Raw genomic sequence first — 14,250 nt, forward strand, 5'->3', positions numbered from 1 at the left:
ATGTGCGAACTCGATATTTTACACGACTCTCTTTACCAATTCTGCCCCGAATTACACTTAAAACGACTCAACAGCTTAACGTTGGCTTGCCACGCCTTACTTGACTGTAAAACTCTCACTCTTACCGAACTTGGCCGTAACCTGCCAACCAAAGCGAGAACAAAACATAACATCAAACGAATCGACCGATTGTTAGGTAATCGTCACCTCCACAAAGAGCGACTCGCTGTATACCGTTGGCATGCTAGCTTTATCTGTTCGGGCAATACGATGCCCATTGTACTTGTTGACTGGTCTGATATCCGTGAGCAAAAACGGCTTATGGTATTGCGAGCTTCAGTCGCACTACACGGTCGTTCTGTTACTCTTTATGAGAAAGCGTTCCCGCTTTCAGAGCAATGTTCAAAGAAAGCTCATGACCAATTTCTAGCCGACCTTGCGAGCATTCTACCGAGTAACACCACACCGCTCATTGTCAGTGATGCTGGCTTTAAAGTGCCATGGTATAAATCCGTTGAGAAGCTGGGTTGGTACTGGTTAAGTCGAGTAAGAGGAAAAGTACAATATGCAGACCTAGGAGCGGAAAACTGGAAACCTATCAGCAACTTACATGATATGTCATCTAGTCACTCAAAGACTTTAGGCTATAAGAGGCTGACTAAAAGCAATCCAATCTCATGCCAAATTCTATTGTATAAATCTCGCTCTAAAGGCCGAAAAAATCAGCGCTCGACACGGACTCATTGTCACCACCCGTCACCTAAAATCTACTCAGTGTCGGCAAAGGAGCCATGGATTCTAGCAACTAACTTACCTGTTGAAATTCGAACACCCAAACAACTTGTTAATATCTATTCGAAGCGAATGCAGATTGAAGAAACCTTCCGAGACTTGAAAAGTCCTGCCTACGGACTAGGCCTACGCCATAGCCGAACGAGCAGCTCAGAGCGTTTTGATATCATGCTGCTAATCGCCCTGATGCTTCAACTAACATGTTGGCTTGCGGGCGTTCATGCTCAGAAACAAGGTTGGGACAAGCACTTCCAGGCTAACACAGTCAGAAATCGAAACGTACTCTCAACAGTTCGCTTAGGCATGGAAGTTTTGCGGCATTCTGGCTACACAATAACAAGGGAAGACTCACTCGTGGCTGCAACCCTGCTTACTCAAAATCTATTCACACATGGTTACGTTTTGGGGAAATTATGAGGGGATCTCTCAGTATTGTGCGCAGTCATCCATTGAAAGCTGTCGCTGTTTTCCAGACCATCCCAGCGGGCTTCTTCCAAAAACTCGAGATAGCGGGCGTTGTTGACGTGCTGATAGACATCAAGATGAAAACCACGGACTTTGATTTGTGTTTGCATAGCGCAGAAACCTTAGGTTGTTTTTATAAGAACATACTTTAGGGTAGAGAGGTCATAACTGGTATGACCTCTATAGTCTGGCAAATTTTCAGCGCTGTGCAAGTTATTAAAGTGTTAAAACTGCCAGGTTACGCTCCACCAGCGAACTGCCCATACCCGGTACCTGCTTTAAGTCCTCCACCGTTTTAAACGGCCCGTACTCCTCACGATAGCTCACAATCGCCTGTGCTTTCTTCAGGCCGACACCGTTCATGACTCGCGCTAAATCCTCCGCGGAAGCGCTGTTGATGCTTACCCTGGTGCCTTCATCGTCGCTTGCCTTAGTCGGCAGTGTGGCTTTGCTTTGTGCCGCCCCTGAGGTCTCCGCTTTAGTTTGTACCGCCTGACTTTTGGCGACAGGCTCTGCAGCCAGTGCGCTTTGAGCCATGCCAGCACAGGTCAATGAAAGGGTGATAAGCAGAGCTTTGATTCCATGTTTCATACTGTTTTCTCCTTGTTTGTTAACAGTGGAATCACGATAGCGAGGTGCAGTACGGCAGACAAACAGCAAATATCAGAATTGGAAAAGGCCGCGAAAGCGGCCTTTGGGGGATACAACTTTTTGCAATTTTTTGCGAGCAGCCTCGGTTATTGCTGCTGATCCAGCGCATCACCGATTTTAATTTTTGCCGCTTTGCGCAGGTTGCTCATTAGCGCTTCGAAGACAATCTGCGCGTTGTTCTGGGTAATCCCCTGTACCATCGCTTTCTTCTGCGCTTCAGGCATAGAACCGGCTTTCACCTCGTCCAGCGCCAGCAGAACAACGTTGCCCTGCATGTCGTTTGCCACGCCGTAGCTCGGTTTATCCTTCGTCGGCAGAGGCAGACTAAACGCAGCCTGGCTCAGCGGATCCTGACCAGTACGGCTCAGGGTTTTCGCTTCACCAAAGCTCAGACCCGCCGCTTTCATGGCTTCATCGCCTTTACCGGCCTTCAGATCCACCAGCAGTTTATCAGCATCCAGCTTCGCCTGTTGCACTGCTTTATTGTGCTTAACAAGCGCAGTTACCTGCTCTTTCACTTCCGCCAGCGGCTTAACGGCTTCGGCTTTGTGCTCTGCAATACGCAGGACAAATGCGCGATCGCCATCCACGGTGATGATGTCAGAGTTGCTGCCAGGCGTTCCGTTCTCGCCAACCAGACCGCCATTGAAAATGATGTCTGAAACAGGTTTGAAATTCAGCTCTTCCGGCAGGCTGTCACGGCTAAACCAGCCCGTTTCAACCGCTTTCACGCCCGCAGCCTGCTCCGCGCCAGCCAGGGATTCATTGTCGTTGCTGGCGGCATCGCTCACTTTCTGCTGCAGCGCATAGTAAGCATCCAGCGCTTTTTCCTGCTTCACTTTCGCCGCAATGTCGTCACGGGCTTCGCTCAGCGGTTTAACCTTCGCAGGCTGTACGTCATCAAGACGCGCAACGAGGAAACCAACGGAAGACTTAATCACGCCAGACAGCTGACCTTTTTCTTTCAGACCGGCACTCTTCAGCTCGTCCGGGGTGGTGGAATCTTCCAGCCATCCCATGTCCCCGCCTTTGCGCGCAGAGATGATGTCAGCAGATTTTTCTTTTGCCAGCGCAGCGAAATCACCACCTTTGTTCAGCGCGTCCAGTACCGCTTTGGCTTCATCTTCCGTTTTGGTCTGAATGATGCTGTAGCGGTTACGCTGCGGCTGCGTGAACTGGTCCTGATGCTGGTCATAGTAAGACTGAATATCAGCATCGCTGGCCGTCTCCTGCATTGCTGCAGCATCCAGCTTGATGTAGCTCACACGGAACTGTTCCGGCGTCATAAAGTTATTTTTATTCTGCTCGTAGTAGCTGGCAACTTCCTGCTCGGTTACAGACTGCTTCGCGGCCAGAGCGTTAACGTCAATTGTCGCCTCGCGCACGATACGCTGCTGTGCAACCAGCGCTGCCAGCTCATCCGTTTCACCTTTGAGCATAAAGTCCGTACCGGCAACGCCGTTAATCAGCTGCTGGGTAGTAAGCTGATTACGTAATGCCTGTGCATACTGATCCGCGGTCATGCCCATCTGATTAACAATCGCGTTGTAGCGGTTGTTATCAAATTTGCCATCGACCTGAAAAGCAGGCGTGGCAAAAATAGCCTGCTTAATCTGATCGTCGCTGATATTGAGCTTAAGCTCGCGGGAATACTGATCCAGCAGCGCTTCGTCAACAAGACGATTCAGCACCTGCTGACGCAGCGTTTTCATGTAGCCTTCGTTCGCGGCCAGCTCGGAGTATTGATCGCCCAGCTGTTGCTGCATGCGGTTACGTTCACTGTTGAACGCATTCTCGAACTGCCCGCGGCTGATCTCCTGGCCATTCACTTTGGCGGCGAAGTTATTGCCCCCGCCAATCAGGTAACCACTCACGCCGGTCAAAATGAACGACACGATAATGATACCGAAAATAATCTTGAGCACGAGACTGTTAGCAGCCGTGCGTAAGCTGTCCATCATGGTGTAACCACACTCCGCTGTAGATGACTATACGCGTTATCTCTCAAGCCGCCTGCGCGTTGACACAACAACGGCGGCAAGGATTTTGAGTATATATGCTTCACGCAGCATAGCGTTTCCTGAACGCTGCGCACAAAGGCCTATTGTGACAAGAAACAGGGGTAATTGTCAGCCCACAACACGTAGAAAGTACCGGAATTACAAATAAAAAAGGCACATCAGTCGATGCGCCCTTGTACTTCGTCACATCCCCAAAGGGGAAATCACTTAGTTTACCGCGTCTTTCAGTGCTTTACCTGCACGGAAGCCCGGTACTTTAGCCGCGGCAATGGTGATCTCTTTACCTGTTTGCGGGTTGCGACCAGTACGGGCAGCACGCTCTTTAACGGCAAAAGTACCAAAACCTACCAGCGCTACGTCATCACCTTCTTTCAGAGATTCGGTAACAGAAGCAATAATTGCATCTAACGCACGTCCAGCCGCAGCTTTAGAGATATCAGCCCCTGCAGCAATTTTGTCGATCAGTTGAGATTTATTCACTCTTCTCTTCCTCTTTATAATTTATATCGCACATGAATCCTTCAAAGTGCGAACGCGCAGCAGTTATATCAGGCCTGCCATGCCCTTACAACACCCGTTAATGATGGCAAGCCCAATCCGTCATCTAAATTAGCTATACAAAAAAAGGCTGGCAAGTCCGAAATGGCCTGCCAGCCCAGTTTTTATTAGTGCTCTTTGCGCGAGGTCACTATTTTGCGGTCACAACCTGCATTCCGGAGGGTTCATTTTGCAACGCGAGAGTCAGTACTTCCTCAATGCGTTTCACCGGATGGATGTCCAGATCGGCAATCACGTTGTCCGGAATCTCTTCCAGGTCACGTTTGTTTTCGTCTGGAATTAAGACCGTTTTAATACCACCACGGTGTGCCGCCAGCAGTTTTTCTTTCAAACCACCGATCGGCAGAACCTGGCCACGCAGGGTGATCTCGCCGGTCATCGCCACGTCGGCGCGGACCGGGTTACCGGTCAGGCAAGAAACCAACGCGGTACACATGGCGATACCCGCACTTGGACCATCTTTCGGCGTCGCCCCTTCTGGAACGTGAACGTGGATGTCGCGTTTTTCGTAAAAATCCGGATTAATACCCAGTTTTTCCGCACGCGCACGCACCACAGTCAGCGCAGCCTGAATGGATTCCTGCATGACTTCACCCAGCGAACCGGTGTAGGTCAGCTTACCTTTACCCGGTACGCAGGCGGTTTCGATGGTCAGCAGATCGCCGCCCACTTCCGTCCACGCCAGACCGGTCACCTGGCCCACGCGGTTTTCGTTGTCCGCACGGCCATAGTCAAAGCGCTGTACGCCCAGGTAGTCGTGCAGGTTGTCGCCGTTGATCTCAATATGTTTCAGTAACTTATCAAGCAGCAGCTGTTTCACCGCTTTGCGGCACAGTTTGGAGATTTCGCGCTCCAGACTACGCACGCCCGCTTCACGGGTGTAGTAACGAATAATGCCTACAATGGCGCTATCGTCGACCGTCAGTTCACCTTTTTTCAGCGCGTTACGCTCAATCTGTTTCGGCAACAGGTGACGTTTAGCAATGTTCAGCTTCTCGTCTTCGGTATATCCAGACAGACGGATCACTTCCATACGATCCAGCAACGGGGCCGGAATATTCATGGAGTTAGAGGTCGCAACAAACATCACGTCGCTGAGATCGTAGTCCACTTCCAGATAGTGATCGCTGAACGCCACGTTCTGCTCTGGATCCAGCACCTCAAGCAGTGCGGAAGCCGGATCGCCACGCATGTCAGAAGACATTTTGTCGATCTCATCAAGCAGGAACAGCGGGTTTTTCACGCCTACTTTGGCCATTTTCTGGATCAGTTTACCCGGCATTGAACCGATGTAGGTCCGGCGGTGACCACGAATTTCAGCCTCGTCACGCACGCCGCCCAGGGCCATACGGATGTATTTACGCCCAGTAGCTTTAGCAATGGACTGTCCCAGAGAGGTTTTACCCACCCCCGGCGGTCCTACCAGACACAGAATTGGGCCTTTGATTTTGTTTACACGGCTTTGTACCGCGAGATACTCAAGGATACGGTCTTTGACGCGTTCCAGACCGTAATGGTCGGTATCGAGGATTTCCTGCGCCTGACGCAGGTCTTTTTTGACCTTACTACGCGCATTCCACGGCACCTGTACCATCCAGTCGATGTAACCACGCACCACGGTCGCTTCCGCCGACATCGGAGACATCATTTTCAGCTTCTGCAGTTCTGCTTCCGCTTTCTCTTTTGCCTCTTTCGGCATTTTCGCCGCGTCGATCTTACGCTTCAGCGCTTCGTTTTCGTCCGGCGCGTCGTCCATCTCGCCGAGCTCTTTCTGAATCGCTTTCATTTGCTCATTCAGATAGTACTCACGCTGGGATTTTTCCATCTGCTTTTTCACGCGGTTGCGAATGCGCTTCTCAACTTGCAGCAGATCGATTTCAGACTCCATCATCGCCATCAGATATTCCAGACGTTCGTTAACGTCGGACATCTCCAGCACGGACTGTTTGTCAGCCAACTTCAGCGGCATGTGCGCTGCGATGGTGTCCGCCAGACGCGCAGGATCGTCAATGCTGTTCAGCGACGTCAGCACTTCTGGTGGGATTTTCTTATTCAGCTTGATATAGCCTTCGAACTGGCTGATAGCAGTACGTACCAGCACTTCCTGTTCGCGCTCATCAATAGCAGGCGAGTCAAGGTACTCCGCTTTCGCAGAGAAGTGCTCGCCGTTGTCAGACAGCGCTGAAATACGCGCGCGCTGTAACCCCTCGACCAGCACTTTTACGGTGCCATCAGGCAGTTTCAGCATCTGCAAAATAGAGGCCACGGTCCCGACGGTGAAAAGATCGTTTACACCCGGCTCATCCGTTGACGCTTCTTTCTGCGCGACCAGCATGATTTTTTTATCATGGTCCATAGCCGCTTCCAGACAACGGATAGATTTTTCCCGCCCTACAAATAAGGGTATGACCATGTGCGGATAAACCACCACATCGCGCAACGGCAATACGGGGATTTCAATGCGTTCAGAACGCTCAGGATTCATAGAGCTCTCTCTTAGTTTAGTTTCCGCCAGGTAATCAGGTGGTACGACTGTGCTCCACACCACCTTTAACATGTATGTCAGTATATGGGGATGTTTCCCACACATTCAACGCCATGTTTACGGAAAAATAAAAGGGGAGATAAAATCCCCCCTTTTAAATTAAATGTCTGTATGAATTGATGAATTATTCGCCAGATGCCTGCTGTGCTTCCGGCTTACCGTAAATCAGCAATGGCTTGCTCTGGCCGCCAATCACCGACTCATCGATCACCACTTTTTCGACGTCTTCCATAGAAGGCAGATCGTACATGGTGTCGAGCAACGCAGCTTCGACGATAGAACGCAAACCACGCGCACCGGTTTTACGCGCCATCGCTTTCTTGGCGATCGCATCCAGCGCTTCCTCACGGAATTCCAGATCAACACCTTCAAGATTGAACAGCGCCTGATACTGCTTGGTCAGGGCATTTTTCGGCTCTTTGAGGATCTGGATCAGCGCTTCTTCGCTCAGTTCGCTCAGCGTTGCCACAACCGGCAGACGACCGATGAACTCAGGGATCAGACCAAATTTGATCAGATCTTCCGGTTCCACCTGCGACAGCAGTTCACCTTCGCTGGCTTTGTCAGACTGCGCTTTTACCGTTGCGCCAAAACCAATGCCGGAGCCGGTTTCAACACGATTAGCAATGACTTTATCCAGACCGGCAAATGCCCCACCGCAAATAAACAGGATCTTGGAGGTATCAACCTGCAGGAATTCCTGCTGAGGATGTTTACGCCCCCCCTGCGGCGGAACGGCGGCAACCGTACCTTCAATCAGTTTCAACAGCGCCTGCTGAACGCCTTCGCCAGAAACGTCACGGGTAATAGATGGGTTGTCAGACTTACGAGAGATCTTGTCGATTTCATCGATATAGACAATCCCGCGCTGTGCTTTCTGCACGTCGTAATCGCACTTCTGCAGCAGCTTCTGAATAATGTTTTCAACATCTTCACCCACATAACCGGCTTCGGTCAGCGTGGTGGCATCAGCCATGGTGAACGGAACGTCCAGCAGGCGCGCCAGCGTTTCAGCCAGTAGCGTTTTACCGGAACCCGTTGGGCCAATCAGCAGGATGTTACTTTTGCCCAACTCGACGCCATTGCTGGTGTCGCCGTTGCGCAGACGTTTGTAATGGTTGTATACCGCGACCGCCAGCACTTTCTTCGCCTGCTCCTGGCCGATAACATAATCGTCCAGATGGTTGCGAATTTCATGTGGCGTCGGCAGCGCACTGCGTTCACGGTGCGGTGCTACTTCCTTAATCTCTTCGCGAATGATGTCGTTACATAAATCAACACATTCGTCGCAGATATACACGGATGGTCCGGCAATCAGCTTACGCACTTCATGCTGGCTTTTGCCGCAAAAAGAGCAGTACAACAATTTGCCCGAGCCATCTTTGCGTTTATCTGTCATGGGTCAAAACCTCTTCTTTGTTCTTTGTGCCGCACACGACGACGCAAATGCCATTCTCAGGCGCAAGACGCTAGTCAGCGTTGTGCCGCTCCAGGTAATTATAGCGGCACACATGCGCGCTGGGCATTAATTACGATGGGTCAAAATCGAGTCGACCAGACCGTACTCTACCGCTTCAGAAGCAGAGAGGAAGCGATCGCGCTCGGTATCACGTTCAATCTGCTCAAGAGATTGACCCGTATGATGCGCCATAAGTTCGTTCATGCGCCCTTTTACCTTCAGGATTTCACGGGCATGAATTTCAATATCCGTTGCCTGGCCCTGGTAACCGCCCAGAGGTTGGTGGATCATGACGCGAGAGTTAGGCAGGCAAAAACGTTTACCCTTCGCCCCGGCGGTCAGCAGGAACGCGCCCATTGAGGCCGCCTGGCCCATACAAATGGTGCTGACGTCCGGCTTAATAAACTGCATGGTGTCATAGATAGACATCCCGGCAGTGATCACCCCACCAGGGGAGTTGATGTACAGGTAGATATCTTTTTCTGGGTTTTCTGCTTCCAGGAACAGCATCTGCGCCACGATCAGGTTAGCCATATGGTCTTCGACCTGGCCGGTCAGAAAAATGACGCGTTCCTTAAGTAGACGAGAATAGATATCAAAAGAGCGCTCACCACGTGAGGTCTGTTCAATGACCATCGGCACCAGCGCCATATGGGGTGCAAAGTTATCTCGTTCGCCGCTGTATGACATTTCCGTCTCCTGGATAAAATTTGAAAAAACCTGCTGTGCTGATTGTAACCTTATGGACGGATTATCAGCTAGTCCCTCAGTAATGGGTACGACATCGCCATAATTCAAGCATAACAATCTTTTGTTGTAACGCTAACACTGAAACGCTGTTTTCGCACTCTTCCCATGCAAAATGCGTGACAAAAAAAAACCCGCCACCAAAAGGTGACGGGCTTGCGTAGGAAATTCGTGCTAAAAAAGCGACGAATTACGCCTGCTGGTTCATCAGTTCGTTGAAGGAAGTGGCTTTTTCAGTCACTTTCGCTTTCGCCAGAACGGCTTCAACAGCCTGCTCTTCCAGAGCGACGTTACGCATGTTGTCCATCAGCTCTTTATTTTTGCTGTAGAACTCAACAACTTCTTTCGGATCTTCGTAAGCAGAAGCCATCTCTTCGATCAGGCCTTTAACGCGATCTTCGTCAGCTTTCAGCTCGTTGGTGCGAATCACTTCGCCCAGCAGCAGACCAACAACTACACGACGCTTAGCCTGTTCTTCGAACAGTTCACGCGGCAGTTCCAGCGCTTGTTTCTCGTTACCGCCAAAACGCTGTGCAGCCTGACGACGCAGAACGTCGATTTCGCTGTCGATCAGCGCAGCCGGAACGTCGATGTCGTTAGCTTTTACCAGACCTTCGATCGCCTGAGACTTAACGCGGTTACGCACTGCGCCTTTCAGCTCGCGCTCCATGTTTTTACGTACTTCAGCGCGCAGACCCGCGACGGAACCATCTTCAACGCCGAAACGTTTGATGAATTCTTCAGTCAGTTCCGGCAGTTCACGTTCTTCAACTTTCTTCAGGTTGATAACGAACTTAGCGGCTTTACCTTTCAGGTTTTCAGCGTGGTACTCTTCCGGGAAGGTCACGTCGATAGTGAACTCTTCGCCAGCTTTGTGGCCTTTAACGCCTTCTTCGAAACCTGGGATCATACGACCCTGGCCCATCGCCAGAACGAAGTCAGACGCTTTGCCGCCTTCGAACTCTTCGCCGTCTACAGAGCCGGTGAAGTCGATGGTTACACGATCTTCTGCATCAGCAGCGCCGTCTTTGTCTTTCCAGGTTGCCTGCTGCTTACGCAGGGTATCCAGCATCACGTCAACGTCAGCGTCAGTAACTTCAACAACCGGTTTTTCAACTTCGATTGCTTCCAGGCCAGTCAGCTCAACTTCCGGGTAAACTTCGAACTCTACCGCGTAAGTAAAATCTTCACCCAGCTTGTATTCACCCGGAACGTAGTTCGGTGCGCCAGCCGGATTGATTTTTTCTTTGATGATCGCGTCAACGAAGTTGCGGCTCATCAGGTCGCCCAGAACGTCCTGGCGAACAGACGCGCCATAACGCTGAGCAACAACATTCATCGGTACTTTTCCTTTGCGGAAACCGTCAATACGCACTTTCTTCGCTACGTTGACCAGCTCGCTTTTCACAGCGGTCTCGATGCTGTCAGCAGCGATAGTAATCGTTACACGGCGGCCAAGGCCTTGAGTGGTTTCAACTGAAACTTGCATCTTGTTACCTCAAAAAATCACAGTGCTCGGTCAACTCTTCTCCGCAAGCACAGGTTGTTGGCTTCGCGGAACTGGGATGTTCTCATAATCAATCACATTCCCTGTCGTCAGAATCATCCCGAAGACATTCCGAAAAATAAGACGCGCATTATAGCGGCATCACTTTTATGAGTCGAGAACGGTTATCGCGCGTTGCTGCGGCTTTTTTCACAATTCCCGGCTAATTTTTGTCTGAATACTGTACGACACTCCCAGAATTCAGACAAAACAAAACGGCCCGCAGGCCGTTTTCACATAATCTGTAGCAACATACTGGAAAAGCGTCGGTTGTTGCAAATCCGTTTTTACGCGATGCTTCCCGCCCCACGACACGGAGGCGATGCAAAGATCGTATCCTGCAACGCTTCCCACTCCTTAATGGTGTAGGTATGCAGGGCAAGGGCATGAACGGTTGTGGAAAGCTCCGCCGTTAACGTGCTGTAAATCATCCGATGACGATTAAGAAAACGTTCACCTGTAAAGCGATCGCTAACCAGCACAACCTTAAAGTGGCTTTCAGAACCGGCCGGGACATTGTGACGATAGCTTTCATCCACAACTTCGAGGAATACGGGTTCGAACGCTGCCCTTAATTTTTCTTCTATTTGCTCACGAATCATCATGAAATTTTTCCTCCGACAACGCTGAGATGTCACCCATCCCTTTAAATACTAGCCGCTTTTACCGTTTTCATTACACCTTAGCAACAAAAAATTAGCGCTTGTCTGATTTTCTCAGCCAAACGGATGAAGTTCACTGAATCCTCACTTCGATTTATTGCAAAAATCCCGTTTATGGTCTTTAGAAAGTCATAAAACGGACAACACAATGAATTTACATGCGTTACCCACTTCCCCTCATCGTTGGCGATGTTATGATGGCGGGAATTTTCTCCAACCATACAATTTAGATTCGCTGAGAGCCCTGGCATGTTTAAAAAAATCCTCTTCCCGTTAGTCGCGCTGTTCATGTTAGCTGGATGCGCAACGCCGCCAACCACTATTGAAGTCTCCCCGAAGATTACGCTGCCGCAGCAGGACCCAAGCCTGATGGGCGTGACCGTTAGCATCAACGGTGCCGACCAGCGTCAGGATCAAGCGCTGGCAAAAGTCACCCGCGACAACCAGCTGGTTACCCTGACCGCGTCCCGCGATCTGCGTTTCCTGCTGCAAGAAGTGCTGGAAAAACAGATGACCGCACGCGGCTATATGATTGGGCCGAACGGTGCTGTAAACCTGCAAATCATTGTTAGCCAGCTATACGCTGACGTATCTCAGGGTAGCGTGCGTTATAACATCGCCACCAAAGCAGATATCGCCATCATTGCGACCGCGGCTAACGGCAACAAGATGACCAAAAATTACCGAGCAAGCTATTCTGTTGAAGGTGCTCTGCAGGCCTCTAACAAAAATATCGCTGACGCCGTTAACAGCGTGCTGACCGACACCATCGCTGATATGTCTCAGGACACCAGCGTTCACGATTTCATCAAGCAGAACGCGCGTTAATTTCTGCCCATATGGCCCGGCGTTCGTCGGGCCTATAGAAGCCCATGTCCAGTCATTACTTACGTATTTTTCAGCAACCACGTTCAGCTATCCTGCTCATTCTGGGGTTTGCTTCCGGTTTACCGCTCGCACTGACCTCAGGTACGCTTCAGGCATGGATGACGGTTGAGAATATCGATCTTAAAACCATTGGTTTCTTTTCTCTGGTCGGCCAGGCCTACGTGTTTAAGTTCCTCTGGTCCCCGCTTATGGACCGCTACACGCCGCCATTTTTAGGTCGACGCCGCGGTTGGCTGCTGGCAACCCAGGTGCTGTTACTCATTTCTATCGCCGCGATGGGCTTTCTTGAGCCCGGCACACAACTGCGCTGGATGGCCGCACTGGCCGTGGTGATCGCGTTTTGTTCAGCATCGCAGGATATCGTCTTCGACGCCTGGAAAACCGACGTGTTACCTGCCGAAGAACGTGGCACTGGCGCAGCAATCAGCGTGTTGGGCTATCGTTTAGGGATGCTGGTTTCCGGTGGGCTGGCTCTGTGGATGGCCGATCGCTGGCTGGGCTGGCAAGGCATGTACTGGCTGATGGCGGCGCTGCTGATACCTTGCATCATTGCCACATTGTTAGCACCCGAACCGACTGATGCCATTCCGGTGCCCAAAACGCTGGAGCAGGCAGTGGCGGCTCCGTTGCGCGACTTCTTTGGTCGTAACAACGCCTGGCTTATCCTGCTGCTTATTGTGTTGTATAAGCTTGGGGATGCCTTCGCCATGAGTCTGACCACCACCTTTTTAATCCGCGGCGTCGGATTTGATGCGGGTGAAGTCGGCATGGTGAATAAAACGCTCGGGCTTCTGGCAACCATCGTTGGTGCATTGTACGGTGGGATCCTGATGCAGCGTCTTTCGCTGTTCCGCGCATTGCTGATATTTGGCATTCTGCAAGGGGCGTCAAATGCAGGCTACTGGCTATTGTCCATCACTGACAAACACATGTTCAGTATGGCGGCCGCCGTCTTCTTTGAAAACCTGTGTGGCGGAATGGGCACGGCAGCGTTTGTCGCTTTATTAATGACGCTGTGCAATAAGTCTTTCTCAGCGACCCAGTTCGCCCTGCTCTCCGCGCTTTCAGCCGTTGGTCGCGTTTATGTTGGCCCGGTAGCGGGTTGGTTTGTCGAAGCGCACGGATGGCCGACGTTTTATCTGTTCTCGGTGTTTGCCGCGATCCCTGGTCTCATACTGTTGCTGGTTTGTCGTCAGACCCTGGAGCATAGTTGGCAAAATGAAAGCTTTCTTCCACGCACGGAATTTCGTGGAGCGTACGGTCTGGCATTAATGACGCTGGTAGTGGGTTGCTGTTTGCTGGCAGTCTGGCTGCTACTGCTGACGATGAACGCCCTCGATTACACTCACTTCTCCTTCCTGCCGGAACTGCTTGAAGTCTCAGTGACGGTCGCCGTCTGCGGGGTCATTTTTGGCGGATTGCTGGATTATCTGGCTCTGCGCAAAACCCGTCTGGCGTAAAAATCCGTATTAATAAGCCGTTGTAATCACCCTGCGTAATTATAACGGCTAAATAAACAACAATTGATAAAAATAATATTTGTTATTTTGTGCGCCAAAGAATTTGGAAATTATTGACGCCTTTTATATATTCTATTTTCCTTACTCGATTCAGCCACTACAGATTTATTTTTTGTTCCTGAGTTGTCTTTTTATTGATAATTAATTGTTAATTAATTGTTTTATTTTCGTATTGGTTATACCAATTACCCTCAGCATCTCCTCCGCCTGTCCGCTTTCGTTATAACGTGATGTTGCAACAGGTTCTTAAAGTCAAAGCGACATATATTGTAACATATGTGACACGCATGGCAGAACCCAGTAACACAGATCCAAGGATGTTTACAGTAATGTAACCTTCCCGTAAAATGCCCTCACACTTTAAACGCCACCCGGTCCCGTGGAATTGAGGTCGTT

11 protein-coding genes and 1 pseudogene are annotated in these 14,250 nt (G+C 50.5%); 3 read left to right on the plus strand and 9 right to left on the minus strand.

Translation table 11 applies throughout. The features are described from left to right. Complete coding sequence (locus OGY15_RS16635) at positions 1-1,209, plus strand: IS4-like element ISVsa5 family transposase (RefSeq protein ID WP_286540185.1); 1,209 nt, start codon at positions 1-3, stop codon at positions 1,207-1,209. Positions 1,210-1,223: 14 nt separating this feature from the next. Here OGY15_RS16635 and fadM read toward each other — a convergent pair. The 9 genes and pseudogenes from fadM to bolA form a co-directional block, all read right to left on the minus strand. Then, positions 1,224-1,367 (minus strand): annotated as a pseudogene (gene fadM / locus OGY15_RS16640) (long-chain acyl-CoA thioesterase FadM); the annotation flags it as partial. Positions 1,368-1,473: 106 nt separating this feature from the next. After that, complete coding sequence (locus tag OGY15_RS16645) at positions 1,474-1,848, minus strand: helix-hairpin-helix domain-containing protein (RefSeq protein ID WP_151218629.1); 375 nt, start codon at positions 1,846-1,848, stop codon at positions 1,474-1,476. Between the two features lie 146 nt (positions 1,849-1,994). Further along, complete coding sequence (gene ppiD / locus OGY15_RS16650; protein ID WP_286540188.1) at positions 1,995-3,869, minus strand: peptidylprolyl isomerase; 1,875 nt, start codon at positions 3,867-3,869, stop codon at positions 1,995-1,997. Positions 3,870-4,136: 267 nt separating this feature from the next. Then, a complete protein-coding gene (gene hupB / locus OGY15_RS16655; RefSeq protein ID WP_219352570.1) occupies positions 4,137-4,427 on the minus strand; it encodes a nucleoid-associated protein HU-beta in 291 nt (96 codons plus the stop codon). Between the two features lie 190 nt (positions 4,428-4,617). Beyond that, the gene (gene lon, locus OGY15_RS16660) at positions 4,618-6,972 is read right to left on the minus strand and encodes an endopeptidase La (RefSeq protein ID WP_286540190.1); all 2,355 of its coding nucleotides are present in this window, start codon (positions 6,970-6,972) and stop codon (positions 4,618-4,620) included. A 184-nt stretch (positions 6,973-7,156) separates the two neighbouring features. Continuing rightward, the gene (clpX, locus tag OGY15_RS16665; protein ID WP_003831013.1) at positions 7,157-8,431 is read right to left on the minus strand and encodes an ATP-dependent protease ATP-binding subunit ClpX; all 1,275 of its coding nucleotides are present in this window, start codon (positions 8,429-8,431) and stop codon (positions 7,157-7,159) included. Positions 8,432-8,557: 126 nt separating this feature from the next. Next, a complete protein-coding gene (gene clpP, locus OGY15_RS16670; RefSeq protein WP_003021624.1) occupies positions 8,558-9,181 on the minus strand; it encodes an ATP-dependent Clp endopeptidase proteolytic subunit ClpP in 624 nt (207 codons plus the stop codon). Between the two features lie 247 nt (positions 9,182-9,428). Beyond that, a complete protein-coding gene (tig, locus tag OGY15_RS16675; protein WP_003021622.1) occupies positions 9,429-10,727 on the minus strand; it encodes a trigger factor in 1,299 nt (432 codons plus the stop codon). Positions 10,728-11,071: 344 nt separating this feature from the next. Next, the gene (bolA, locus tag OGY15_RS16680) at positions 11,072-11,389 is read right to left on the minus strand and encodes a transcriptional regulator BolA (RefSeq protein WP_003021619.1); all 318 of its coding nucleotides are present in this window, start codon (positions 11,387-11,389) and stop codon (positions 11,072-11,074) included. A gap of 306 nt (positions 11,390-11,695) precedes the next feature. On the opposite strand from bolA, the gene OGY15_RS16685 reads away from it, so the two are divergent. Next, complete coding sequence (locus tag OGY15_RS16685; RefSeq protein ID WP_151218626.1) at positions 11,696-12,274, plus strand: lipoprotein; 579 nt, start codon at positions 11,696-11,698, stop codon at positions 12,272-12,274. A gap of 44 nt (positions 12,275-12,318) precedes the next feature. After that, positions 12,319-13,794: a muropeptide MFS transporter AmpG gene (ampG, locus tag OGY15_RS16690; RefSeq protein WP_286540195.1), complete on the plus strand. Its 1,476-nt coding sequence runs from the start codon at positions 12,319-12,321 to the stop codon at positions 13,792-13,794. Positions 13,795-14,250: the final 456 nt, after the last annotated feature.

The sequence above is a fragment of the Citrobacter sp. Cu231 genome, from assembly GCF_030332265.1.
GTDB classification, from domain to species: domain Bacteria; phylum Pseudomonadota; class Gammaproteobacteria; order Enterobacterales; family Enterobacteriaceae; genus Citrobacter; species Citrobacter meridianamericanus.